The organism is Rhodovulum euryhalinum (genome assembly GCF_004342445.1).
GTDB lineage: Bacteria > Pseudomonadota > Alphaproteobacteria > Rhodobacterales > Rhodobacteraceae > Rhodovulum > Rhodovulum euryhalinum.
Window position 1 is genome coordinate 116,655 of record NZ_SLWW01000002.1, and the last position, 23,960, is coordinate 140,614.

General features: G+C 67.4%; 24 protein-coding genes. 9 read left to right on the forward strand and 15 right to left on the reverse strand.

The window, feature by feature from the left end; all coding sequences use genetic code 11:
* Positions 1-2 precede the first annotated feature (2 nt).
* The 5 genes from EV655_RS02855 to EV655_RS02875 are packed head-to-tail and all read left to right on the forward strand — an operon-like array spanning position 3 to position 3,250.
* Positions 3-725 (forward strand): flagellar hook-basal body complex protein, encoded by a 723-nt coding sequence (locus EV655_RS02855; protein ID WP_132541532.1) that lies wholly within the window; start codon positions 3-5, stop codon positions 723-725.
* 17 nt (positions 726-742) lie between these two features.
* Complete coding sequence (gene flgG, locus EV655_RS02860; protein ID WP_132541535.1) at positions 743-1,528, forward strand: flagellar basal-body rod protein FlgG; 786 nt, start codon at positions 743-745, stop codon at positions 1,526-1,528.
* Positions 1,528-1,959, forward strand: coding sequence for a flagellar basal body P-ring formation chaperone FlgA (gene flgA / locus EV655_RS02865; RefSeq protein WP_132542119.1), 432 nt, complete (start codon positions 1,528-1,530; stop codon positions 1,957-1,959). Before flgG ends, flgA begins: the two co-directional genes overlap by 1 nt.
* 14 nt (positions 1,960-1,973) lie before the next feature.
* Complete coding sequence (gene flgH, locus EV655_RS02870; RefSeq protein ID WP_132541538.1) at positions 1,974-2,711, forward strand: flagellar basal body L-ring protein FlgH; 738 nt, start codon at positions 1,974-1,976, stop codon at positions 2,709-2,711.
* A gap of 8 nt (positions 2,712-2,719) precedes the next feature.
* Positions 2,720-3,250 carry a flagellar basal body-associated FliL family protein gene (locus EV655_RS02875; protein WP_132541541.1) on the forward strand — a complete coding sequence of 177 codons (531 nt, stop codon included), beginning with the start codon at positions 2,720-2,722 and terminating at the stop codon, positions 3,248-3,250.
* A gap of 8 nt (positions 3,251-3,258) precedes the next feature.
* Here the strand turns inward: EV655_RS02875 and EV655_RS02880 are convergent, their stop codons facing one another.
* The 9 genes from EV655_RS02880 to EV655_RS02920 all read right to left on the reverse strand — a co-directional run bounded on the left by EV655_RS02880 (position 3,259) and on the right by EV655_RS02920 (position 12,533).
* A complete protein-coding gene (locus tag EV655_RS02880; RefSeq protein WP_132541544.1) occupies positions 3,259-3,606 on the reverse strand; it encodes a hypothetical protein in 348 nt (115 codons plus the stop codon).
* The gene (locus tag EV655_RS02885; RefSeq protein WP_132541547.1) at positions 3,606-4,685 is read right to left on the reverse strand and encodes an EscU/YscU/HrcU family type III secretion system export apparatus switch protein; all 1,080 of its coding nucleotides are present in this window, start codon (positions 4,683-4,685) and stop codon (positions 3,606-3,608) included. Before EV655_RS02885 ends, EV655_RS02880 begins: the two co-directional genes overlap by 1 nt.
* The gene (locus tag EV655_RS02890) at positions 4,682-5,452 is read right to left on the reverse strand and encodes a flagellar biosynthetic protein FliR (protein WP_132541550.1); all 771 of its coding nucleotides are present in this window, start codon (positions 5,450-5,452) and stop codon (positions 4,682-4,684) included. Before EV655_RS02890 ends, EV655_RS02885 begins: the two co-directional genes overlap by 4 nt.
* Complete coding sequence (gene flhA / locus EV655_RS02895) at positions 5,449-7,518, reverse strand: flagellar biosynthesis protein FlhA (RefSeq protein WP_424511297.1); 2,070 nt, start codon at positions 7,516-7,518, stop codon at positions 5,449-5,451. The genes EV655_RS02890 and flhA overlap by 4 nt, the downstream gene beginning before the upstream one ends.
* Before the next feature lie 290 nt (positions 7,519-7,808).
* Complete coding sequence (locus tag EV655_RS02900; protein ID WP_132541553.1) at positions 7,809-9,770, reverse strand: hypothetical protein; 1,962 nt, start codon at positions 9,768-9,770, stop codon at positions 7,809-7,811.
* Positions 9,771-10,060: 290 nt separating this feature from the next.
* Positions 10,061-10,930, reverse strand: coding sequence for a flagellar motor stator protein MotA (gene motA / locus EV655_RS02905; protein ID WP_132541556.1), 870 nt, complete (start codon positions 10,928-10,930; stop codon positions 10,061-10,063).
* 61 nt (positions 10,931-10,991) lie between these two features.
* Complete coding sequence (locus EV655_RS02910) at positions 10,992-11,588, reverse strand: MotE family protein (RefSeq protein ID WP_132541559.1); 597 nt, start codon at positions 11,586-11,588, stop codon at positions 10,992-10,994.
* The gene (locus EV655_RS02915; RefSeq protein ID WP_132541562.1) at positions 11,585-12,013 is read right to left on the reverse strand and encodes a hypothetical protein; all 429 of its coding nucleotides are present in this window, start codon (positions 12,011-12,013) and stop codon (positions 11,585-11,587) included. The genes EV655_RS02910 and EV655_RS02915 overlap by 4 nt, the downstream gene beginning before the upstream one ends.
* Positions 12,014-12,023: 10 nt before the next feature.
* The gene (locus EV655_RS02920; protein WP_132541565.1) at positions 12,024-12,533 is read right to left on the reverse strand and encodes a flagellar basal body-associated FliL family protein; all 510 of its coding nucleotides are present in this window, start codon (positions 12,531-12,533) and stop codon (positions 12,024-12,026) included.
* Between the two features lie 124 nt (positions 12,534-12,657).
* On the opposite strand from EV655_RS02920, the gene fliF reads away from it, so the two are divergent.
* The 4 genes from fliF to fliP are packed head-to-tail and all read left to right on the forward strand — an operon-like array spanning position 12,658 to position 15,903.
* Positions 12,658-14,280, forward strand: a complete 1,623-nt coding sequence (fliF, locus tag EV655_RS02925; RefSeq protein WP_132541568.1) for a flagellar basal-body MS-ring/collar protein FliF — start codon at positions 12,658-12,660, stop codon at positions 14,278-14,280.
* Entirely contained in the window at positions 14,277-14,876 is a 600-nt protein-coding gene (locus tag EV655_RS02930; RefSeq protein WP_132541571.1) for a FliH/SctL family protein, read from the forward strand. Before fliF ends, EV655_RS02930 begins: the two co-directional genes overlap by 4 nt.
* Complete coding sequence (locus EV655_RS02935; RefSeq protein WP_132541574.1) at positions 14,869-15,162, forward strand: FliM/FliN family flagellar motor switch protein; 294 nt, start codon at positions 14,869-14,871, stop codon at positions 15,160-15,162. Before EV655_RS02930 ends, EV655_RS02935 begins: the two co-directional genes overlap by 8 nt.
* Positions 15,163-15,165: 3 nt before the next feature.
* Positions 15,166-15,903, forward strand: a complete 738-nt coding sequence (gene fliP / locus EV655_RS02940) for a flagellar type III secretion system pore protein FliP (protein ID WP_132541577.1) — start codon at positions 15,166-15,168, stop codon at positions 15,901-15,903.
* Between the two features lie 473 nt (positions 15,904-16,376).
* Here the strand turns inward: fliP and EV655_RS02945 are convergent, their stop codons facing one another.
* From EV655_RS02945 to EV655_RS02970, 6 genes are all read right to left on the reverse strand, one after another.
* On the reverse strand, positions 16,377-17,480 hold the full coding sequence (locus EV655_RS02945; RefSeq protein WP_132541580.1) for a flagellar basal body P-ring protein FlgI: 1,104 nt from the start codon (positions 17,478-17,480) through the stop codon (positions 16,377-16,379).
* On the reverse strand, positions 17,480-18,490 hold the full coding sequence (locus tag EV655_RS02950; RefSeq protein WP_132541583.1) for a flagellin: 1,011 nt from the start codon (positions 18,488-18,490) through the stop codon (positions 17,480-17,482). The genes EV655_RS02945 and EV655_RS02950 overlap by 1 nt, the downstream gene beginning before the upstream one ends.
* A gap of 2 nt (positions 18,491-18,492) precedes the next feature.
* On the reverse strand, positions 18,493-19,950 hold the full coding sequence (gene flgK, locus EV655_RS02955) for a flagellar hook-associated protein FlgK (protein WP_132541586.1): 1,458 nt from the start codon (positions 19,948-19,950) through the stop codon (positions 18,493-18,495).
* Between the two features lie 37 nt (positions 19,951-19,987).
* The gene (locus tag EV655_RS02960; RefSeq protein ID WP_132541589.1) at positions 19,988-21,316 is read right to left on the reverse strand and encodes a flagellar hook protein FlgE; all 1,329 of its coding nucleotides are present in this window, start codon (positions 21,314-21,316) and stop codon (positions 19,988-19,990) included.
* A gap of 86 nt (positions 21,317-21,402) precedes the next feature.
* Complete coding sequence (locus EV655_RS02965) at positions 21,403-22,266, reverse strand: OmpA/MotB family protein (protein WP_132541592.1); 864 nt, start codon at positions 22,264-22,266, stop codon at positions 21,403-21,405.
* 78 nt (positions 22,267-22,344) lie between these two features.
* Positions 22,345-23,919, reverse strand: a complete 1,575-nt coding sequence (locus EV655_RS02970; RefSeq protein WP_132541595.1) for a GMC family oxidoreductase — start codon at positions 23,917-23,919, stop codon at positions 22,345-22,347.
* Between the last annotated feature and the right edge of the window lie 41 nt (positions 23,920-23,960).

Genomic DNA, 23,960 nt, shown 5'->3' on the forward strand with positions numbered 1-23,960 from the left:
GAATGGACAGCACCACCTATACCACGCTGACCCGCCAGGTCGGCCTGATGCGCGAGATGCAGAGCGTCGCGCATAACATCGCCAACGCCTCGACCGCCGGTTTCCGGCGCGAGGGCGTGATCTTTTCGGAACATGTCGCCGCGGTCGAGGGGCCGGGGGGATCATTGTCTATGGCGAACGCCCATGTGCGCAACATCGACCTGTCGCAGGCGCCGCTGACCCAGACCAACGGCACCTTCGATTTCGCGATCGAGGGCGAGGGGTTCTTCATGATCGAGACGCCCCAGGGCGACCGGCTGACCCGCGCGGGCAGCTTTTCGTCCAATGCCGCGGGCGAACTTGTCACGCCGGACGGATACCGGCTGCTGGATGCCGGCGGCGCGCCGATCTTCGTGCCGCCCGACGCGGCCTCGGTCGCGCTGGCCTCTGACGGCACGCTGAGCGCCGACGGCCAGCCGCTGACGCAGATCGGGCTTTTCCTGCCGGCCGACCGCAACGCGATGACCCATGTCGCGGGCACGCTGTTCGATCCGGGCGGGCCGGCCGAGCCGGTGCTGGAAGGCACGATGCTGCAAGGCTTCGTCGAACAGTCGAATGTCGATGCCGTGGCCGAGATCACGCGGATGATCGAGGTGCAGCGGGCCTACGAACTTGGCCAGAACTTCCTGACGCAGGAGGACGAACGCATCCGCGCGGCCGTCCGCACCCTGAGCGGCAGCACCTAGGAAAGGACTGAACCCCCATGCGCGCCCTTGCCATCGCCGCCACCGGCATGTCGGCCCAGCAGATGCGGGTCGAGACGATCTCGAACAACCTCGCCAACATGAACACCACGGGCTACGACGCCCGCCGGGCCGAGTTCGCGGACCTGCACTATCAGCAGGTCACCCGCGCAGGTACGATCAACGCCTCGGATGGCACCGTGCTGCCCACGGGCGTGCAGCTGGGCCTGGGCGTCCGGCCCGCCTCGGTCACGGTGAACCTCGCGCAGGGGTCGCTGTCGCAGACCGGCAACGATCTGGACGTCGCGGTCGAAGGGCGCGGCTATCTCGAGGTGACGCTGCCGAACGGCAACCCTGCCTATACCCGCGACGGGTCGCTGAAACGCACGGGCGACGGGCTGATCGTGACCTCGGACGGGTTCGAGGTGGCACCGGGCATCGTGATCCCCGACGATGCGCGCAGCATTTCGATCAACGCCGAGGGCGAGGTCTATGCCTATTTCCAGGATCAGGTGGAACCGCAGCTTCTGGGCCAGCTTACGCTGACGATGTTCACCAACGAGAAGGGGCTCGAGGCCATCGGCTCGAACCTCTTCACCGAGACCGAAGCCTCGGGCGGCCCGATCGCGGGGGTGCCCGGCGACGAGGGGTTCGGAACACTACGCCAGGGCTATCTCGAGGACAGTTCGGTGGATGCCGTGCGCGAGATCACCGAACTGATCGAGGCCCAGCGCGGCTACGAGCTGAATTCCAAGGTGATCACCGCGGCCGACCAGATGCTTGGCGCAACGACGCAGATCCGATGATACGCGCGATGCTCCTCCTCGGCGCGCTCTGTGCAGCCTGTCCCGCCCCGGCCGAGATGCTGGTGGCCACCCGCACGATCCGCGGCCAGACCATTCTCGGGCCCGCCGATGTCGCGGTGGCCGAGGGCGAGATGCCGGGCGCGCTGATCGACCCGGCCGAGGCGATCGGCCAGGAGGCGCGCGTGAACCTGTATGCCGGGCGCCCGATCCTGGCCGGCGACATCGGCGCCCCCGCGATCATCGAGCGCAACCAGATCGTGACGCTGCTCTACCGCAACGGCGCCGTGAACATCGCCGCGGATGCCCGCGCGCTGGACCGTGCGGGCGTCGGCGACGCGCTGCGGGTGATGAACCTCGCCTCGCGCAATACCGTGACCGGATATGTCGCGCCTGACGGCACCGTGACCGTCGGCGCCTCCACCAGACCCTGAGGAGTCCTGCTGCCATGAAACGCCTGACCCTGATCGCCTGTACCGCGGCGCTCGCCTTCCCCGCCGCCTGCTCGAAGCTCGAGGATGTCGGAAAGGCGCCTTCGTTCAAGCCGATCGAGGGCACGAACGAATATTACGCCATGACCTCGCCCGGGGGCCTGCCCGAATCGATCGACCGGCGCAATCCGTCGGACAGATCCTCGCTCTGGGCGGCGGGGCGCAACTCGCTGCTGGGCGACCGGCGGGCGGAACGGCGCGGCGACATCATGACCGTGGTGATCGAGATCGACGACAAGGCCGAGATCTCGAATTCCACCGCGCGCAGCCGCAGCGGGTCGACCTCGATGGCGGTACCGCAGATGATGGGAATTCCGCAGATCGTCGACCGCATCCTGCCCGACGGCAGCACGATGGCGAATGCCGCCGATGCGGATTCGACCTCCAGCCACAACGGCGACGGATCTGTCCGGCGCAACGAGAAGATGACGCTGCGTGTTGCCGCCACGGTCACCGAGGTACTGCAGAACGGCGTTCTCAGGATCGAGGGGTCGCAGGAGGTGCGGGTGAATTTCGAGATGCGCGAACTGATCGTGACGGGCTATGTCCGGCCCCAGGACATCTCGCGCCAGAACGAGATCACCTATGACAAGATCGCCTCGGCACGCATTTCCTATGGCGGGCGAGGGCAGATCACCGACATGCAGCAACCGCGCTACGGTCAGCAGATCGCAGACATCATCCTGCCGTTCTGAGGATCGACATGGGCAAGCTCCTTCCCGTCATCATCGCAGTCGTCGGCCTCTTGGTGGGGGGGGCGGCGGGGTTCTTCCTGCGGCCGGCCCCCAGTACCGATCCGGCCGCGGAACATGGCGCCGAGCAGGGCGCGGACACCGCCCATGACGGGGACGCAGCCCATGGCGGAGATGCCGGTCACGCGGACGGCCATGACGGCGCGACGGATCCGACCCGCGATTTCGTCAAACTGAACAACCAGTTCGTGATCCCCGTGGTCCGCAACGGCCGGGTCGGGTCGCTGGTCGTGATGTCGCTGAGCGTCGAGATGACAGGCACCGGCGGCACCGAGCTGGTCTTCAAGCACGAGCCCAAGCTGCGCGATGTGTTCCTGCAGGTGATGTTCGATCACGCCAATGCCGGCGGATTCGACGGCGCATTCACCGAAAGCGGCAACATGACGATGCTGCGCCGCGCGCTGGTGGAGGTCGCCCAGAAGGTGCTGGGGCCCGACGTGCGCGACATTCTCATCACCGACATCGTCCGCCAGGACGCCTGATCGGCGGCTCAGCCGCCCTCGGCCCGGTGGACAAGCCGCCGCAATGCGTCGTCGCGCCCGAAAGCGCGGGCAGCCTCCTTCATCCGCATCGCCTCTTCGACCCTGGCGCGGGCCAGCGCGCCGTTCAGCGCGGCGCGCCTCTCGCGGTACCAGCGTTCGCGGCTGTCGCCGAGAAGCGCGCAGACGGCCGGGTCGGCTTCGTCATCAAGGGCACGGCGCTGGGCGTCGAGCGCCGCGATCTCGGCCTCGATCCGGCGGCACGCCTGGGCCGCGGTCCGAAGACGGGCGAGCGCCGCATCGCGCAGCACGCCCCCGACCTGGCCCAGCCGCTTCAACCTGTCGTCGGGCGGCGCCATCACCGGGCCCTCGCGCGGGTGCGCATGTCTTCGGCAAAGCGGATGGCGGCGGCGACGGCACGGTAATGCTCGGGCCGGATTTCCTCGCCAATCTCGACGGTGGCGAAAAGCGCGCGGGCGGTCGGCGGGTCGCGCCGCATCGGCACGCCCGAGGCGGCGGCGACCTCGCGGATCCGGGCGGCGACCTCGTCGACACCCTTGGCGACGCAGATCGGCGCGCCAGGCCGCGACCGGTCCCATTTCAGCGCCACCGCGTAGTGCGTCGGGTTGACGACCACCACATCGGCCGAGGGCACATCCGTCATCATTCGGTTGGTCGCGATGTCCATCCCGCGCTGCCGGCGCTGCTGCTTCATGTGCGGATCGCCCTCGGACTGCTTGATCTCGTCCTTCAGTTCGTCGTGGGACATCCGGTTCTTGCGCCGGTGCTCGGCGACCTGCCAGAGATAGTCGACCGCGGCGATTCCACCGGCGATCGCGACCACCACCGCCATGAACTCGGCCGCCATCCGGCAGAAGGTGGCCGCCGCCATCGCCGGCGAAAGGTGCATGGTGCCCAGCATCTCTTCGACATGGGCCGAGAGATAGGCGCCGACGAGGAGGATGTAGAGAAACAGCTTGGCCGTGCTCTTGGCGAATTCGAACAGGCCGCCGCGGCCGAACTTGTTCTTCGCATTCTGGATCAGCGACACCTTGGAAAGCTTGGGCTTTATCTTTTCGGGCGCGACGACAAGGCTGCGCTGGGCCAGGATCGCGGCCAGCGCGGCCAAACCTGGCACCGTCAACCAGGGCAGCGCGGCCATCGCCGTGCTGCCCATCAGCCCGCCCAGCGGCGCGCTTCCATGCCCGTGCAGCATCAGCGGCGCAATCCGGTCGGCCTGGCCGATCAGCCCCGCACCGATTTCGCCCAGCGCCGTCAGGCTGGCCGCCCCCAGTCCCAGCGCGGTCAGTGCGAACCCGGCATAGGCGGCGGCGGTGTTGAGGTCGTTCGATCTGGCGAATTCGCCCTTCTTCCGGGCATCGTCCAGCTTTTTCTGTGACGGCTCGTACTGCTTGTCGCCGGGGCTTTCGTCGCTCATCCCGCGACTCCGAACGGGGCGGCGAAGAGATCGAGAAGGCGGCCCTGCCAGAGCGCGAGCATCGGCGGCAGTGCCAGCAAGAGCAGCATCAAACCGCCCGCGGTCAGTGCAGGTGCGCCGACGAAGGCGACCATGAGCTGCGGCATCGCCTTGTTGATGACGCCGAGCGCAAGGTTGTAGATCAGGGCGGCGATGACGAAGGGCATGGCCAGCGTGGTCGCCAGCCCGAAGCCGCGCGCAATCCCCCGGATGCCCCAGTCGGCAAGGTCCGCGGCCTCCGGGAACCGGCCCGCCGGCATCAGGTCATAGGACAGGATCATCGCCTCGGCGGCGCGCACGTGCAGCCCCGACATCACCGCCAGCGCAAGTCCGGCCATCATCATCAGCCGCCCCATGGCGGGCTGCGGATCCATCGACATCGAGCCCAGAAGCTGGGCCAGCGAAGTCGCCTGCGCGGCGATCTCGCCGGCCATCTGCAGCGCGAGGATCATCAACCGCAGGACAAGTCCGAGGGCAAGGCCGATCACCGTCTCGGTCACCAGCGCAAGGCCAAGCGGCCCGGGCGAAACGTCAAGTCCAGGCGCAACCGCGGGCGCCACGACCGCCGTGAAGGCAAGCGCCAGGCCGAGGCGCACCCGCACCGGCACGGCCCGCTCGCCGAAGGCGGGCAGCATCGCCATCACCGCGCCGACCCTCAGAAACACCAGCCATCCGGCCCAGAGAAGCGGCTGCCAGGCCTCGGCGAGTTGCGCCAGATCGTAGCTCATGCTGCCACCATGCCAACGAGCGACGGGCGGCTGTTGGTGCCGATCTCCTCGAAGGACAGGACGGGAACCGAGAGTCCCTTGGCGGATAGGGCCGTCTGGACGAAACGCCGCCGCCGCCCGGATGTCGCGATCACCGGGAAGACGCCCGCCTCGCCGGCCCGGGCCAGCCGCTCGGAGACCGCGCCGGCAAGCCGGTTGAACTCCTCGGGCGGCAGGGCGACGTCGGGGGGGCCGTAGTCGTTCGCGACCTGGTAGGTCGTGAAACGTTCCTCCCACTCGGGGGCGAGTTGAAGAAGCGGCAGGGTGCCGTCCTCGCGCCGGTGATCGGCGACAAGCTGAAAGCCGAGCCGGCGGCGGACATGCTCGCAGATCGCCTCGGCGCTGGCATGCGAGGGCCGCGCCTCGGAGATGGCCTCGAGGATCAGCGGCAGGTTGCGGATCGAAACCCGTTCGTCCAGCAGCAGCCGCAGCACCGCGAGCAGCAGGTCGGTCGGCACCTTGTCGGGCACCAGTTCCTCCAGCATCCGGCGGTTGGCGGCGGCGCGGTCGGTGTCGGAAAGGTTCGTCAGCTCGTCCAGAAGCCGGCGCAGCGCCCGGTTCGTCATCAGCCGCGCGAAGTTGCGCTTGACGACTTCCAGCAGATGCGTGGCCAGCACCTCGGACGCGTTCACCACCGTGACGCCGAGCAGGGCGAGATCCTCGCGCTGCTCGACAGCAACCCAGCGGGCGGGCGCACCGTAGACCGGCTCGCGCACGTCCTCGCCCGGGGGCAGCATCATCGCGTCGTCGGCCCGAAGCGCCAGGACCTGGTCGGGGCGCAGCCGGTCGCGGGCCTGCTCGACGCCCTGTATGCGCATGACATAGGTGCCCTGCGCCAGCGCACCATTGTCGGTCAACCGGATCTCGGGAAGGATCAGGCCATAGGTTTCGGCCACATGGCGCCGCATCGAGGTGATCCGCGCCTCGATCCCGGTGGCGGGGTCCAGCACCATTCCGACGAGGTCCGGCGCAAACTCGAGATGGATGTCGTCAAGGTCGAGCAGATCACCCAGACGGCTTTCGGGCTTGGCGGCGGCGGCATCCTTGCCTTGCGGTTTCGCCGCCTCCTCTGCGGCGCGCTCGGCCCGCCGGGTCATCATCAGGCCCGCACCCCCAAGCGCAAGGGCGCCCGCCATGAAGGGAACGAACGGCAGGCCGGGCACCAGCGCGAACAGGCCCAGCAGTACCGCGACCGTACCCAGCGCGGCGGGGTGCCGGCCAAGCTGGCTGAAGAGGGCGAGATCGGCGGTTCCCGTGGCACCGCCGCGCGACAGCAGAAGCGCCGCGGCGATCGAGATGATGACCGCCGGGATCTGGCTGACCAGGCCATCGCCCACGGTCAGGATCGCATAGGTCTCGAACGCGCGGCCGATCGGCATCCCGTGCAGGATCACACCGATCGCCAGCCCCATGACGAAGTTGAGCAGCGTGATCAGCAGCCCCGCCACGGCGTCGCCCTTGACGAATTTCGACGCACCGTCGAGCGAGCCGAAAAAGGTCGTCTCGGCCTGCTCGCGTTCGCGCCGCAGCTTGGCCTCGGCATGGTCGATGGCGCCCGCGGCCATGTCGCTGTCGATGGCAAGCTGCTTGCCCGGCATCCCGTCGAGGGCGAAACGCGCGCCGACCTCGGCCATGCGGCCCGCGCCCTTGGTGATGACAATGAAGTTGACGATCATCAGCACGCCAAAGACGACGAGGCCGAGGAACACGCTGCCGCCCATGACGAACATCGCGAACCCCTCGATCACGTCACCCGCCGCGCCGGTGCCGGTATGGCCCTGGCCGATGATGAGCTTGGTCGACGAGACGTTCAGCGACAGCCGCAGCATCAGCGCGGCCAGCAGGACGGTCGGAAAGGACGAAAAATCCAGCGGCCGCTCGATGAAGAGCGTGACGGTGAAGATCAGGATGGCGATCGCGAAGGACGCGGCGAGACCGATGTCCAGCACCCAGGCCGGCATCGGCAGGATCATCATCACGATGACCGCCATCAACGCAAGCGCCAGCAGGATCGTCGGCCGGAACATGTCCTTCAGGCTGAGATTCAGCACGCTCTCATTCCCCATCGGCGCCAGGTGCTGCAAGCCCGCGACCGGCGGTGGGCGCGATCAAGCCTCGAAACCGCCGCGCGAGCGCGTTTTCCGCGAGGCGGCGCGTGGGTCGGGAAGGGAGCGCGAAAGCCGCCATCCGACGCCCGAAGACGCGGTTGGACGGGTCGCTTGGGTCTGGGAAGTGCCATTCTGGCCTGTCCGGATCTGTCCTGTCTGATCGCAGGCTAGGGCGCGCAGGTTGAGAAAGGCTGAATCCCCTGCCGGTCTCAGCGCGGCCCGGATGAAACCAGCAAATCCTTCAGGCGGTCACGCATGGCCTCGCTTCCCTCGAGCAGCGCCCTGGCGCCGGAAAGGCTGGGCTCTGCCGCGGGATCGAACGAGGCGGCTGGCGTCTGCTGTCGCAGCACCGCATAGCCGCTCTGGGTTTCCGGCCCCTTTGCTTCGACGGTGGACCAGTCCCGATCACGCCAGGCGAGTTCGGCCTGTTTTCCGGTTTCTCCGGCGGCGGCGTAATAATCTGCCGCCATCGCGAGATCCCCACGGCTGCGGGCAGCCTCTGCCCGAAGCAGGTCGGCTTCTGGCGTGTCGACCTCCGACAGGTATTGCGTGGCCTGCTCGGGGCGCCCGGCCGCCAGCGCGAGACGCGCACGCACCAACCGCTCCTGACTGGTGCCCTGCGGCGGTATCATGGCCACGATTTCCTCGGCCCGGGCTGCGAAACCGAGCCGCAGCAAACGGTCGGCGACCGCGAAGCGCGCATTCGGGACGACGCTCACCTCGGGACGGGCCAGCACGCCGACGAAAGCCTGGCGCAAGAGTTCGGCGTCGTCGCCTTGGCCCGCCAAACCGCGCACCAGGTCCGACACCAGCTCTTCCCGGGTGTCCAGCCCGTGGTGGACCAGCATTCCGAAGGCCGTCGCGAAATTCCCGCGCGCTGCGTGGCCCCGGATCGCAAGTTCAAGCAGGCGACTTCCCAACGCCGTGCCGCGCCGTTCGTAGGCAAGCGCCTCGGCCAGGGCAAGCGCATCGGCCTCGGGGACCTGCCCCGCCGCGAGATCGGTTTCGAGTTGCAGGACGATGGCTTCCGGTGACGACGGACCGCCTTCGGACAGAACCTCGGCAATCCGGGCCTCGGCCGAGTCGGTTTCGCCCTGCGAAAGGTCGAGCCGCGCCTCGACCAGGGTGAGTTCGCCCGACCGGGTCTTGTCGCCCGCACGCGCCACGGCATTGCGCACCCGCGTCGCGGCGGCCGTTTCCCCGGAGGACAGGAACCGCTCGGCAAGGATCGGGCCAAGATGCCGGCGCAGGTGGAGCGGCAACTCGGAGAAGCCGCGAATGACGGCGGCTTCGTCGACATCGCTGACAGAGGGGATCTGCGGCCTCGCAAGCGCCGCCCAGAGCGCTGCGCGCGAGGGGCAGGAGATCTGGCCATCGAAAAGCTCGGGCGTATCGGCGAGCCCGCTGTCGATGATCGCCCCGAGCTGACGCCAGATCGCTGCCGGGGGCGTATCAAGGCCGACCGTATCGATGACCGCGCGCGCCTCGGCGCCGAATCCCAGGGCAAGATAGGCCCGAACGAGGTTCCCGGCCCCGTCGGGATCGGCCGCATCCCGCATGTTGAGCAGGGATCCGCGCCGATCCGCGATCAGCGCGGCCGGCGGCAGGTGGGCCCCCCAGGACGCGAGATCGAAATAGGAATCCGGATAGCACGGATCCCCAAGCGCAGACCGATCCTGGCCGTTCGCGCCGGGACCGTAGCCGCGATCGATGCTGGTTTCGACATGCATGTTGGGGCGATCGCCAAGGCCCGGAAGCGAGGGCTCGGGCGGAGGATCGGACGCTTCGGCGCTGTCATGGCCTTGATGACCGGGCGGATGCAGGGCCGGAGCAGGGGCGATATCGGCCGGTTCAAGCAGACCTTGCGCTGCGGCGCGTCCGATCTGTTTCATCAGTTCCGATCGCGCGTCGGCCACCCGGGGATCGGTTGCCGCCGCCAGGTCAGGCACCTTGGGCGGAATGAACCGGCCAACGACCAACGCGGTCGCCCGGCGTCCGGCATCCAGCGGTAGCCGGACCTGCGGCACCCGGACGGTTGGCCTGGTTTCTGCGGGGGGCGCGACATCCTCGGAGATCAGCGGCCGCTCGAACGGCGAGTCCCCCGGGGCGGGCCCATCCCGCAGGTCGAGAACGACTATGCCCGGGCGCAAGGTGAAGGCCTCGGCATGCACATCCCGGGACACACGGAGCGCCACGATGCCGGGTTCGGCCAGACCGATCTCGACGAGACGTGTTCGCGGAATCAGGTTGAAAATGCCGCCGAACGCGAAATCGAGATCGGGGTTGTCGAACCGGAGCAGGTAACCGTCCGGGCCACGGCCCAGGGTCCAGGTCTCGTCCGGTGGAACCTCGAACACGAGGCGCGAGAAATCCGCATGCTCGCCCGACCGGATCGCGACGGTCTGGGCGGCCGCGGGCATGCCGAACAGCAGGAAAAGGACAAGAAGCAGCGCCCGCTGCATCAGGCTGCCTCGTTCTTGGCGGATTTCAACGCCTCTTCAAGCTCCGAGAAGCTGGGGCGCATGCCGCCGGGGGTGTTCTGCCGTCCGACCTCGATGCAGATCGTCGGCGGGTGGTTGTGCAGGTTCGCGACGAGAACCTCGCGGATAAGGTGGTAGAAGTGAGCGTCCTCCTCGACCACGGCCTTCACCTTGACCGAGAACGGCCCGACGAAACCATAGGCAAGGAACACGCCGAGGAAGGTGCCGACCAGCGCGCCGCCGATCATCTTGCCGAGAATTTCCGGCGGCTGGTCGATCGAGCCCATGGTCTTGATCACGCCCAGAACGGCCGCGACGATCCCCAGCGCGGGCAGGCCGTCGGCGATCGACTGAAGCGCATGGCTGGAATGAAGCGCGTGGTGCATGTGCGCCTCGAGCCGCTTTTCGAGAACCTCTTCGACCTGGTGCGGATCATCGTAGTTCATGCTGGCCGCACGCAGCGTGTCGCAGATCAGTTCCACCGCCGCGGAATCGGCGGCGATCTTGGGATAGCGGCCGAAGATCGTGGACTCGCCGGGCGCCTCGATATGACTTTCCAGTTCCAGCGGGTTCTGCCGCGCGACGCGGATCATCTCGAACAGCAGGCAGAGAAGGTCGCGATAGTCGCCGGGCTTCCATTTGGGGCCCTTGAACACCTTGCCGACATCCTTGAACGTGTGCTTGATCGCGGCCATGTCGTTGCTGATCGCGAACGCGCCGATCGCCGCGCCGCCGATCATCATCATCTCGTAGGGCAGCGACTTGAGGATGATCCCCAGCTTGCCGCCGGCAGCAATGTAGCCGCCGAAGACCATCGCGAAGATGATGATGATGCCGACAATGCCGATCATGGCCGCCCCGCTGCATACGTGTCACCGCGGACTCTCGCAGGCCCGCGTTAAGAAAGGCTGATTATTCCTTGGGTGCGCGTGCGTTGCGTCCCGCGAGGATCACGCTGATCGAGTAGGCTACCGTCGGGTCGAGACCGGCCATGACCGCCGCGGCCGCATCCGCCCGCATCCGGCCGAGGAAACCCGCCGCGAAATCCGGGTCCATCTCGGCAAACAGCGCGGCGGCCTCTTCGGCCTTCATGTTCTCGTAGACCGCGGTCAGCCGGGCGATGTCGGACTCGGCCGCCTCGTCGGCGATGGTGATGGTCGATTCGAGCGCGGCCTCGGCCGCCTCCAGCGCCGCCATCTGGCGCGCGATCTCCTCGCGGGCGATGTCGAGGGTTGCCTCGCGTTCGTCAAGCGCGACCTCGCGCAGCTCGATCTCTGCCTCGCGGGTCTGAAGCGCGGACAGGACGGCCGCGATGTCGGGCGGCGGCGGACAGGGTTCGGCCGGGATCTCTTGCGTGGCATCGCTCTGGGCAGCGAGATGACGGATCTCCTCGGTCAGGGCCTGCGCGGTGCCGCCGCCAAAGCGGATCAGCCCCGACGCCAGAAAAAGTCCGGCGATGACAGGAAGAACTGCGCCGCTGGGGCGAATCCTTGGCATGGTCCGGCTCATTCCGCGGCCTCCTGGGCGGGGCGTCGGCGGAACAGGACCATCGGTCCTTCATCCGCGGGCATGGCCGCAGACGGCGCGGCGGGAGGCGGCGCGGGCGGAGCAGGGCGCGGGGCCGCGGCGGCCGGCGCCCGGAGATCCTCGCCCGGCAGGTCGTGCATCGCGGCCACCAGAAGCTCCAGCCGGCGGGCGACCTCTTCTGCCCGTCCTGTCAGGCTTTCGAGCCCATCGGTTGAATGTCGTGCCGAACTCTGTGCGCCGTGCAGCGCCCGGGTCATGTCGTCCACCTGGGCCGACAGCACGGCGATCGCACCGCCCATGCCCTTTTCCAGATCGTTGAAACGCCGCAATCGGCGGGCCAGAACGTGGCAGTAGAGCGTGGCGCCCAGTGCCCCGGCGATCAGCAGGATATCCGCGATCAACGCCATCCAACCCTCCTCAGTTCAGCACGAATTCGGTGATCAGCAGGTCGCGCACCCGATCCTGCCCGGTGACAAGCTGCACCCGGCGCAACATCTGCGCACGCAAGGTGATCAGCGCGGTCGGCCGTTCGAATTCGTCCGCCTCGACGGCACGCAGGTAGCTGTTCAGCACGTCCAGCACACGCGGCATGAGCAATGTCACCTCCTGCTGGTAGGCGGGGGTGACCTCGAGCTGGGCCTGGAACCTGAGGTGGCGGCCCTGCACCTCGGGTCCGAGCGTTATGATCAGGGGATCGACCGGCACGAAGGCCACGCTGGACAGAAGCGATTCGCCGCCATGGCCATCGCCACCGCCGTGACCATCGGCAGCCGTCTTGGAGTGATCGTCACCGCCCATGATCATGCCGGAATAAAGCGCGAAGAACGCCCCGCCGCCGAGCACGATGGCCCCGACGACGCCAAGGATCAGCGGCTTCTTCGAACGCTTGGCGGGGGAGTCTTCCCCGTCGGTTTCGGTCTTGGCCATTGGCCCGGGCTCCTTGTCTGTCCGGCTCTCTATAGCCGAATGAGGGCTAACCGATTGTTAAGCCGGTCCTGCGAAGGATGTGCGGCAGAAACGGGGCAGAAGCCCCAGGATCGGGAGACCAGTCTTGACGCAGCTATTGGCCATCTGGACCGGACTGACCCCGCGCCGCCGGATGATCGTGATTCTGGCGACAGTGGCGATGTTCGCCTCGGTCCTGGCCCTGTCGCGCGTCGCGACGACCCCTCGGATGGCGCTTCTCTATTCCGGGCTGGACACCTCGGCGGCCGGCGACGTGATCGGCGCCCTCGACCAGCGTGGCGTGGCCTATGAGGTGCGCGGGCCCGCGATCTACGTCGATGCCCGCCAGCGCGACTCGCTGCGGATGACCCTCGCCAGCGAGGGGCTGCCGGCGACCGGATCCGCGGGATACGAACTGCTGGACGGTCTTTCCGGGTTCGGCACCACGTCGCAGATGTTCGACGCGGCCTACTGGCGCGCCAAGGAAGGCGAGCTTGCCCGGACGATCCTTGCCAATCCCCAGTTTCGCAGCGCGCGCGTGCATATCGCCACCCCCTCGGCGCGGCCCTTTGCCCGCAACGCCAAGCCCTCGGCGGCGGTGACCGTGGGCGCCGCTGGCGGCGCGCTGGCCCCGGCACAGGCCAACGCGCTGCGCCACCTGGTGGCCGCCAGCGTCACCGGCCTGAGTGCCGGGGATGTCTCGGTGATCGACGCCAATACCGGCACCGTGGTGGCCGACGATGCGGTTCCGGGCTTTGGCGGCGATGCCGACGACCGGGCCGAGGCCCTGAAGGCGCGGCTGGAACGGCTGCTGGCCGCACGGCTCGGGCCGGGACGCGCCGTGGTCGAGGTGAGCCTGGAGACCGAGATGCAGAGCGAGTCGATCCGCGAACGTGTGATCGACCCCGACAGCCGCATCGCGATCAGCGCCGAGAACGAGGAACGCTCGACCAGTTCCAGCGATTCGGGCGGTGCCGCGGTGACAGTGGCCAGCAACCTGCCCGAGGGCGACGGTTCGACCAACCGCCAGGCCCAGCGCAAGGAATCCGAAACCCGCGAGCGGGTGAACTACGAGGTCTCCGAGACCGAGCGTGAGATCCTGCGCGCCCCCGGTGCGGTCAAGCGGTTGAGTGTGGCGGTCCTGGTCGACGGGATTGCCGGGGTTGACGATGCCGGCAACCCGACCTGGCAGCCGCTGCCCGAGGAAGACCTCGAGGCGCTGCGCGAACTGGTCGCCTCGGCCGCTGGCTACGACGAGGACAGGGGCGATGTCATCACGCTGAAATCAATGCAGTTCGAACCGGTTGACGCGCCCGGCACCGGACCCGAAAACAGTATCTTCCGCGACGTCTCCGTCGATCCGTTGACGTTGATCCAGCTTGGCGTGCTGGCCGTGGTCGCGCTGATCCTCGGCCTGTTCGTCGTCCGGCCGATCCTGGCTGGCTCGGGTCGCGCAATGCCGCCCAGCCTGCCCGCGCCCCGGCCCGCCAGTGACGGCCCGGCCTGGCTCGACGGCGAGATCGACCCCGATGACGGATTCGCAGGCGGCCTGCCCATGGCCACGATGTCGATGAACACGCTCGATCCTTCCGCGTTCACCGACAGCGGGTTCGGATCCGCCGATGAAGACCCGGTTGGCCGGCTGCGCGACCTCATCGAGGAACGGCGCGAGGAATCGCTCGCCATCCTGCGCGGCTGGATGGAAGACAGGCGGGAGACGCCTTCATGAACAGGCTGAACCTCGAGGATTTCTCGGCCCCGCAGCCAGCCGCGCAACAGCCCGTGGCGCAGCCCGAGCCGCCCGACACCCAGGACATGCGCCTGAACGCCTACGAGAACGGTTACAAGGCCGGCTGGGACGATGCGACCGCCGCCGAGGCCGAGGCCCGGACCCGGATCGCAGCCGACTTCGCCAAGACCCTGCAGGAGATGTCCTTCAGCTATCACGAGGCGCGCGCCCATGTCCTTGGCGCGCTCGGGCCGCTGCTCAATGCGATGGTCGAACGGGTGATCCCGCAGATCGCCGCAGACGGGTTCGCCCGGACCGTTGTCGAGACCGCAATGCAGATCGCGGATGCCGAAGTCGACCGGCCGGTGCGGATGCGGGTCTGTCCCGAAAACCGCGATGCACTGGAAGAGCTGGTCGGCCGAGACCCGGGCCTGCCGCTGGTCGTGGTCGAGGACGACACGCTCGGCCCCGGCCAGGCACTGGTCTCGGCCGGGACCGCCGAGAAAGAGATCGACATCGACGGGACGCTGTCCGCGATCCGGACCGCGCTCGAGGACTTCCTGACCACCCAAGAGGAGACCCGCCGTCATGGCTGAGTCCACATCCGACGGCCCGGCCGAAGCGCTGGGGGCCAGACTGCTCGACCAGGTTCCGATCGAGATCACCGTCTCGGTCGGCAAGGCGCGCCCACTGCTGCGCGATCTGCTGCGGATCGAACGTGGCGGCGTGCTGCCGCTTGACCGGCGGATCGACGATCCGGTGGAACTCTACATCGGCGACCGCCTGATCGCCCGGGGCGAATTGCAGGAGGTCGAGGGCGCGCAGCCCGGCCAGATCGCAGTGCGCCTGACCGAGGTGATCGACACCGTCAAGGGCGGCTGAGCGATGCGCGCTCCCCTCGTCCCCGCCATTGTCGCGCTGGTCGCGCTCGCCCTGCCCGCCGGCGCGCAGGAGGTGTCGATCTCACTTGGCGAGGGCGGCTCGCTCGCCGGCACAGGGGTGCAGCTGATCCTGCTGGTCACTGTGCTGAGCCTGGCGCCGGGGCTGGCCATCATGGTGACCTGCTTTCCGTTCATCGTGACGGTGCTGGCGATCCTGCGCCAGGCCATCGGCCTCCAGCAATCGCCGCCGAACATGCTGATCGTGAGCCTGGCGCTGTTTCTGACCTATTTCGTGATGGAACCGACCTTCACCCAGGCCTGGCAGGAGGGGGTGACCCCGCTGGTCGAGGAAACCCTGCCGATCGAACAGGCGATCCCCCGCATCATCGATCCGTTCCGCACCTTCATGGCCGCCCGGGCCGAGGCCGACACCTTTGACTCGCTTGCATCGCTTCGGCCCCAAGCCGACCTGACGGGGCCGATCGAGGAGGCGCCGCTTTCGGTCCTGGTGCCGAGCTTCCTGCTCAGCGAGATCGGACGGGCCTTCGAGATCGGCTTCCTGATCTTCCTGCCGTTCCTGATCATAGACCTGGTGGTTGCGGCCGTCCTGATGTCGATGGGCATGATGATGGTGCCGCCAGCGGTGGTAGCGATGCCGTTCAAACTTGCCTTTTTCGTCGTGGCCGATGGCTGGACGCTGATCTCCGAGGCGCTGGTGCGGGGCTATTTCCCGTCCGGCTAGACTGCACGGCCCGGGAAGTCCGAACCGCTGGAGTCCCGTGACCGACAGATCCCAAAGCGCCGCGCGGACAAGGGCTGGTGATTCTCGGTCGTGAAGGCGGCGGCAGGACTTGGTTCTGCGCCGGTATTCCGCTCAACAAGCCGGACATAACAGGCATCAATCCGGGCCACGCCTCGCACGCCTGACCGGCGTCTGCGGAATGAGCGGTCCCCCTGACCCGTCTGATCGATCTCTTCAACGGTACCGCCAAGGCCACGCGGACACGGACATCGACGCCCTGATGCCATGGGCCAGCGCCATGCAGGCAGATTGCCGTAAATAGTCCATCTCGGTGCCTGACGGGCGGTCGGCAACCCTTTGCCTCACGCGCTCTCGGCCACCAGAAAACCGAAAGCCCAATGGAGCCTTGCCGACGAATACTTCATGTCCGGCCCCTGGGACATCGCGGAACGGGGCCAAGGCCCGTGCCAGCGTCAGCGCACGAGGAATTCCGCATGCAGCGCTCCGGCCGCCTTGATGCTTTTCAGGATGTCGATCATGTCCCGCGGCGAGACGCCCAGCGCGTTGAGCCCAGCGACAACCTCGGACAGCGATGCGCCTTCGTCGATCTCGGCCAGTCCGATGCCCGGCTCTTCCTGAATGTCGGCCTTGGTCCGCGGCACGACAATCGCCTGGCCTTGCGTGAAGGGGTTGGGCTGCACGACGAGTGGCTCTTCTTCGATACGTATCGTGAGGTTGCCCTGCGACACCGCCACGCGCGAGATCCGGACGTCCTCGCCCATGACAATGGTTCCTGACCTCTGGTCGACGACCACGCGGGCCTTTCGTTGCGGCTCGACCGTGATGCCCTCGATCCGCTGCAAGGCATGGGCCGGAGAGGGCGCCTGGGTCGCGCCGATATCGAGCAGGACGGTGCCGGAATCGATCATCCGCGCGACACCGCGCCCGTAGCTGTTGTTGATCGCCGCCTCGATCCGGCCGGCGGTCGTGAAATCGGGGCTGCGCAGGGCCAGACGCAGTGAGGTCAGCCCGCCGAAATCGAACTCGATCTCCCGCTCCACACGCGCGCCGGAAGGGATGACACCCGCCGTGGGAACGCCCTGGACGACGGCAGCGCCCTCGCCCTCGGCAGACGCGCCGCCGGCGATCACCGTGCCCTGGGACACCGCGTAGATCTGGCCATCGGCGGCGTTAAGCGGCGTCATCACCAGCGTGCCGCCAAGCAGGCTCTTGGCGTCGCCGATGGCCGAAACCGTCACGTCGATCTGCGACCCTGCCCGTGCAAAGGGCGGCAGTTCCGCCGTAACGAAAACGGCCGCGACGTTCTTGGGCCGGAACTGCTCGCCGGTAACGTTAACGCCGAGCCGTTCGAGAATGCTCGACATGATCTCTTCGGTGAAGGGTGCGTTCCGGATGCCGTCGCCCGTGCCGTTCAGGCCCACGACGAGACCGTAGCCGACAAGGTCGTTGCCCCGCACGCCGTCGAACTCGACCAGATCCTTGATGCGGATCGGCCCTGCAGCGGCGGGAACCCCGACGACCAGGGCAAGAAGCAGGATCAGAGCATGACGCAGCATCATATGTAGTCCGCTAGGCTGAGACGCGACAGGCGCGCGGTGACGGTGTAGATGGTCTCGAGCTGGGCCTCGACGGCCTGAAACTCGCTGGCCGCATCGTATTGGTCGACGGCAAGCATGTCGATCCGCGCCAGCTCGAACATCTGGCGACTGGCAGAGTTCTCGGTTCGGATGCTCTCGACCCGTGCCTGGGCGGAGCCGATCTCGCCGCGCAGCGCGGTGAGATTACCCGAATTCGTCAACAGACTCTCACCGACCCGCGCGGCAAGCGACGTACGCTGTGTGACGTCTCCGCCGAACAGGGTGGGATCGGACAACAATGCGGCCGCGGCCATGTCCTTCAGGGTGTCGCGAATGACCGGGTCCGCGGCGGAGACATCGAGCGCAAGACTGTTGCCATCGTTCAGGCGCACCGCACCGACGGGACTCGCCGACCCGAGATACCCCGATGTCTCGAAGCCGCCGCCAGGTGCGTCGAACCACAGATCGATTGCGTCGAGAACATCCGAAGCGGTCGTCAGGCCCGCGACCGCGGCCTTCACGTCATCGTAGATTTCGGCACCCGTCGCCAGCGCCGCGCGATCGGTCGCGGCACCCGCGAACAGCGTCCGCCCGGCGACCTGGACGTTCAGCGCGGACACCGACATCTCGAACCAGCCTTTCGCGTCTGCCCCCAGCACATCGATGGTCCGCGCATCGAACATGTTCGATGCGTTCAGGAGGCTGGAACTGAGATTCTGGGATGCATCGTGAACCTGCCCGAGGGCATTCTGCATCGCCTCGGTCGTGAGCGCGGCCTCCTTGGTTGCGATCTCGTAGGAGTCCATGACCTTGAGGCTGCGCTCGATGGCCCCAAGCGCGCGGAAGTCGCCGCGCAGACGGGCGGCCGGATCGGCGGTGATGCCCGTGCTGAACTCCTCGCCAAGCCGGTTCAGCCGGGCCTTGATGTCGGCCGTCTGGGTGCGAAGGGCGAAACCGCGGGACAGGTCGCCGACGGAAACAAAGGACATGGCTATATCTCCATCAGCAGTTGCATCATCTGATCGACGGCCTGAATGACCTTGGCATTCGCGGCATAGGCCTGCTCGTAGAGCATCAGATCCTGAAGTTCGGCATCGGTATCGACGCCGGCCTGGAGTTCCGCCTCCTTCAACGCATTGGTGCGCGCGGACGCGAAGCCTTCGCTCTCGATCGCGACCTGCGCCTTGACGGAAACCAGAGACACGGTCTCGGCGGCAAGATTGGCCGCCGAAAAGAACTGACCCGCGAACGGACCCGACCCGACGGTTCGGCCAAGCGCCAATGCGTCGGTGAAGGCCGTCAACAGGGTCGAGTCACCCACAGCGCCTGGGCTGGCGGCCCCGAGACCGTCCCGCAGGCGCCAAAGCGCGCCGCCCGCGTCGGGATCAACGGCGGTGTTGACGGCGATCCGCTCGGACAGGCCGAGTTCATCCAGCGGATCGAAGGCGCCGGCCAGGTCGGTGAAGAGTCCGGCAGACCCGGCGGCAAGGCTCGGGTCGAGCGCGGGATCCTGGAATCGTTCGACGAGATCCCGGGCCAGGGCATCGAGATTGCCCTGCGCCTCGGTCGCCAGAACGTCGCGTTGTTCGAACAGCGCACCCAGGCGCCCGCCGCCCATCGGCGCGTACCGCCCGGTGGTGGCGACCGGCTCGCCATTCATGGTCAGCCCGGAAAGCGCCCCGCTTGCGAGCGTCATGTCCGCAACGATGAGGCCGACCTTGTCGAACCCGAACTCCGCGGGCGGGCCGTCAACGAGTGCGGCGCCACTCTGCGTGTAGAGCGCAATCATGCCGTGTTCGCGCGGGATCTGGCGCAGCGGAACGATTTCGGCGATGCGGTCCACGAGCACCTGCCTCTGGTCAACAAGCGCGCTGGTGTCCGCGTGGCTTCCGGCGTGGCTGCGGATTTCGTAGTTCAGATCGGCAATCCGGGCGAGCGAGTCGTTGAGCGTTCCGACCTCGCTGGCAATGGCGGTTTCGGCGTCCATCCGTACGGACTGGATGTCCTTGGCGGCCGCGCGGATCGAGCCGGCCACGCTTTGGGCGGTGGAAAGAACTTCGGCCAGGCGCGTGTTGCTGTCGGGCCGGCTGGCGGCGGACACGAATGTGCCTTCGAGCGCCGCGATCCTGGCAGCGATGGAATCGGCATCGTCGGGCGTCCCCAACGCCGCCTCGATCCGCGAGAGAGCATCGGCTCGGGTACCGGCATCCCCGGTATCCGCCTGGGAGAGGCGGCGGTCCGAGATCAGCGCGAGGTTCGTGTCGCGGCGGACACCGTCGACGCGTACCCCGCCGCTGTTCCCGCCGACCGCCACCGCCGAGGTTTCGAGCGCGCGACGGCCATAGCCTTCGGTCAGCGCATTGGAAATGTTCGACGATACGACCTGGGCCCCCCGTGACGCGGCGTTGAGGCCCGACAGGGCGTTCGACAGGCTGGCGCTCAGGCTCATCTCTCACCTCGCTTTCACGCTGGCCGCAGGTAGCGGCCTAGCGTTTGATGTTCGTCGTCTCCTGCAGCATCTCGTCGACGGTCTGGATGACCTTGGCGTTCGAGGAGTAGGCGCGCTGCGTCTGGATCAGGTCCGTCAGTTCCCCCGCGATGTCGGTTGCCGAGCCTTCGAGGGCGTAGCCAACCACATCACCGGTGGGCCCGTCTCCGGCATCCCAGAGGAAGAACGATCCGCTGGTGCTGGACAGCGTGTAGATCTGGTTGTCCAACGCGATCAGACCGTTCGGGTTGGGCAGGTCGACGATCGGGATCTGGTAGAGGGTGCGGGTGATCCCGGTATCGAAGACGGCGCTGACCATGCCATTTCCGTCGACCTCGACCGAGGTCAGGTTGCCGACCGGGAACCCGTTCTTGTTGATTGCCGTGGGCGCGAAACTGTCAGAGAGCTGGGTCATGATGCTGCCCGAGTTCTGGGCACCGATATTGATCGACATCGTGTCACCCAGCGGGCCAACATCGACCGTCAGCACACCGCTGGCCGGATCCCAGACGCCCGCGCCGGCGGCGGTGCCGGCCGCGGTCAGGGTCACGGTATCGAGCGTACCGCCCAAACCCTGGGTGGCATCGAACACCAGCGTGTACTCGCCGATCAGCGCGCCGCCCTGGGCGGAATCGCGCATCGTCATCGTCCAGGTGTTCGAGGCACCGGGCGCACCGGGAAGCGTTGGCGTGTAGGTAACGTTGATGCTTTGCGACGTCCCGAGGTTGTCGAAATACTCGACCGACAGGGGCAGCGCCGTACCGGCCGCGCCGAACTCGGTCTCGGTCGCGGGCAGGTTGACGCCAAGCGTGATTTCGGTGGTCGGTTCGGCGGCGAACTGGTTGGTCTGGATCTGCACCGGCTCAAGCCCGTCGGACGTGTCGCGGGGATAGGCGGGGATCGCTCCATCCGGGTCCGCCGGCCAGCCCAGCAGGACCAGGCCCGTCGAGGTGCGCAGGAATCCGTTGGCATCGGTCCGGAACGAACCTGTCGTCGCAAGATACATCGGGTAGTCGTCGGTGCCCGACATCAGGGCGGTTTCCTGCGTCACCGGCAGAAAGCCACGTCCGCGCACCGCGAGATCGGTGGGATTGCTCGTCGCCTCGAGCGCGCCCGGCTGGTCGATCATGCGCATCGAGGTGATGCGCACGCCACCGGCCGAATAGGTGCCGCGGTTGGAGCCGATCACCATCGAGTGGAAATCCGTCTGCGACCGCTTGTAGCCGTAGGTCGAGGAGTTCGCGATGTTGTCGGAAATCGTCGCCAGACGGTTCGCGTTGGCGGCAAGGCCCGCGACACCGGCATTGAGCGAGGAGGAAATCGTCATGGAAGCACCTTTCTGCTGCTTGGACCCCAGCCGACAGCACCGTTACATCCCGACATTTAACGCGTCCCTAACATCTAAAATCCGGTCTAGTTCTCCGTGTCCGACCGCAAGAGCACGATCTCGAGCCGGTTGTTCCGCGGTGCCATCGGCGTCGAGACGGCAGGCTTGCGGTCGGCATAGCCGCTGAGCCTCTGGAACCGCTCCGGCGTGATCCCCGTCTGCTCGAGCATCTGGCGCACCACCTGAGCCCGCGCGGTCGACAGGTCCCACACCGGGTTGTCCGCCAGAACGATGGGCCGCGAGCTGACATGGCCCGAGACCGACACCCCGTTCTTGACCAGCGCAAAGGCCTGCCCGATCACGCCAACCAGTTCCTCGAGCACCAGCATCGCGTCGGTACCGTCCCCGACGAAGAGCGGCGCCTCGTCAAGATCGAAGATTTCCACGATCAGCCCCTCGTCGGTCAGCCGCGTCGCGATGTGGCGCAAGAGCTGTTCGCTGAAAACCGTCTCGCCGCTCTTGCCGTTCAGCAGTTCCTCGATCTCTCGCAGGGCCTGTGCCTCGGCCTCGGCCTGGGCTTCGTCCTTCTTGTCGGAAGCGGCCTCGGCCCCGACCGAGCCGCGCGCCTGGCGCTCGGGCGTGGGGCTCGGCTGCGCGGCACCGGTGCCGGTCTGGGCGAGGATGCGTTCGGAAAACACGCTCTCGCCGCCGAAGGCGCCCTCGCCGCCACCGGAGACCCGGTTCACCGGGATCGTGGGATTGAAATAGTCCGCAATCCCCTTGCGTTGCTTTTCCGTCGTCGCGTTCAACAGCCACATCAGCATGAAGAAGGCCATCATGGCGGTCACGAAATCCGCGTAGGCCACTTTCCATGCCCCGCCGTGGTGTCCGCCGCCGCCCACTACCTTCTTACGCTTGATGATGACTGGCGCGTTCGTACCATGCGCCATTGCACCACCTTCGTATTTTCACCCCACCGCTTTTCTAGTGGGCAGCTACATTTGCCTAAGGGTGAAAATGGGCGGAATTCAGGCACCAAGCAGCAGATCTGCGGCCTTTTCCGCGATCATGATGACTGGCGCGTTGGTATTGCCGCTGGTGATCGTCGGCATGATGCTGGCGTCCGCGACGCGCAACCCCGACAGCCCTCGAAGACGGAGCTGGGGGTCGATCGGGGCGTCGGCCTCCGGGCCCATCCGGACTGTACCCACGGGGTGGAAGATGGTCGTCGCGATTTCGCCGGCCGCCCGCGCAAGCGCTGCGTCGTCGTCGCCGACAGGGCCGGGTTTCACCTCTTCGGGCGAATGGGGGGCCATGGCGGGCTGGGCCATGACCCGCCGGGTCAGCCGGATCGCCTCGGCCGCGATGCGCCGGTCGCGTTCGGCACCGAGATAGTTCGGCCGGATCTCGGGGGCGCGGCGCGGATCGGGCGAGGTGATGCGCACGTGACCCCGGCTTTCGGGGCGGAGATTGCAGACGCTGGCCGTGATCGCGTCAAACGGATGAAGCGCACCCCCGAACGCGTCGAGTGACAGCGGCTGGACGTGGTATTCTAGGTCGGGCGTCGCGAGGTCGGGCGAGGATCGCGCAAAGGCCCCAAGCTGCGAGGGGGCCATCGCCATGGGGCCGGTACGCCGGGTCAGGTATTCCCAGCCGATCCGGGCCTTTCCGATCCAGGTCGCAGCCATGGTGTTCAATGTCGGCGCCCCACTCACCCGGTAGGCGCAGCGGATCTGCAGATGGTCCTGAAGATTGGCGCCAATGCCGGTGGCGTCACGGATCACCTCGATCCCGTGCCTGCGCAACAGGTCCGCCGGACCGATCCCCGAAAGCTGCAGGATCTGCGGCGTCCCGATGGCACCCGCCGCCAGCACGACCTCGGCCCGCGCGCGCGCCTGCTTGATGGAATTGTCCTGGCGGTAGCGGACACCGACAACACGGCCGTCCTCGACGATCAGCCGCTCGACCTGGGCATGGATCTCGACCCTCACGCGGTCCTTGACGGGGCTCAGGAAGGCGCGCGCGGTGTTCCAGCGGAACCCTGCCCGCTGGTTCACCTTGAAATAGCCCACGCCTTCGTTGTCGCCGCGGTTGAAATCCCCGGTCGCGGGCACGCCCGCGGCCACGAAGGCGTCGCGCACGGCATCCAGGATGTCCCAGTGCAGGCGCTGTTCCTCGACCCGCCATTCGCCGCCCGACCCGTGCATCTCGTCCGGTCCGGCGAAATAGTCCTCGGACCGCCTGAAATAGGGCAGCACGTCATCCCAGCCCCAGCCCGGGTTGCCCAGTTGCCGCCAGTGGTCATAGTCGGCCGCCTGCCCGCGCATGTAGATCATGCCGTTGATCGACGAACACCCGCCCAGCACCTTGCCACGCGGATAGAGCAGGCTGCGCCCGTTCAGTCCCGGTTCCTCGGCGGTGCGATAGCACCAGTCGGTGCGCGGGTTGCCGATGCAGTAGAGATAGCCCACCGGAATGTGGATCCAGTGGTAGTTGTCCCGCCCCCCGGCCTCGATCAGCAGGACGCTGGCCTTGCGGCTGAGCCGGTTGGCCAGCACGCAGCCCGCGCTGCCCGCGCCCACGACGATGTAGTCGACCTCCACGGCATCCTCCCTTGTGCGCGTCCCGGCGGTGCGCGAACGCA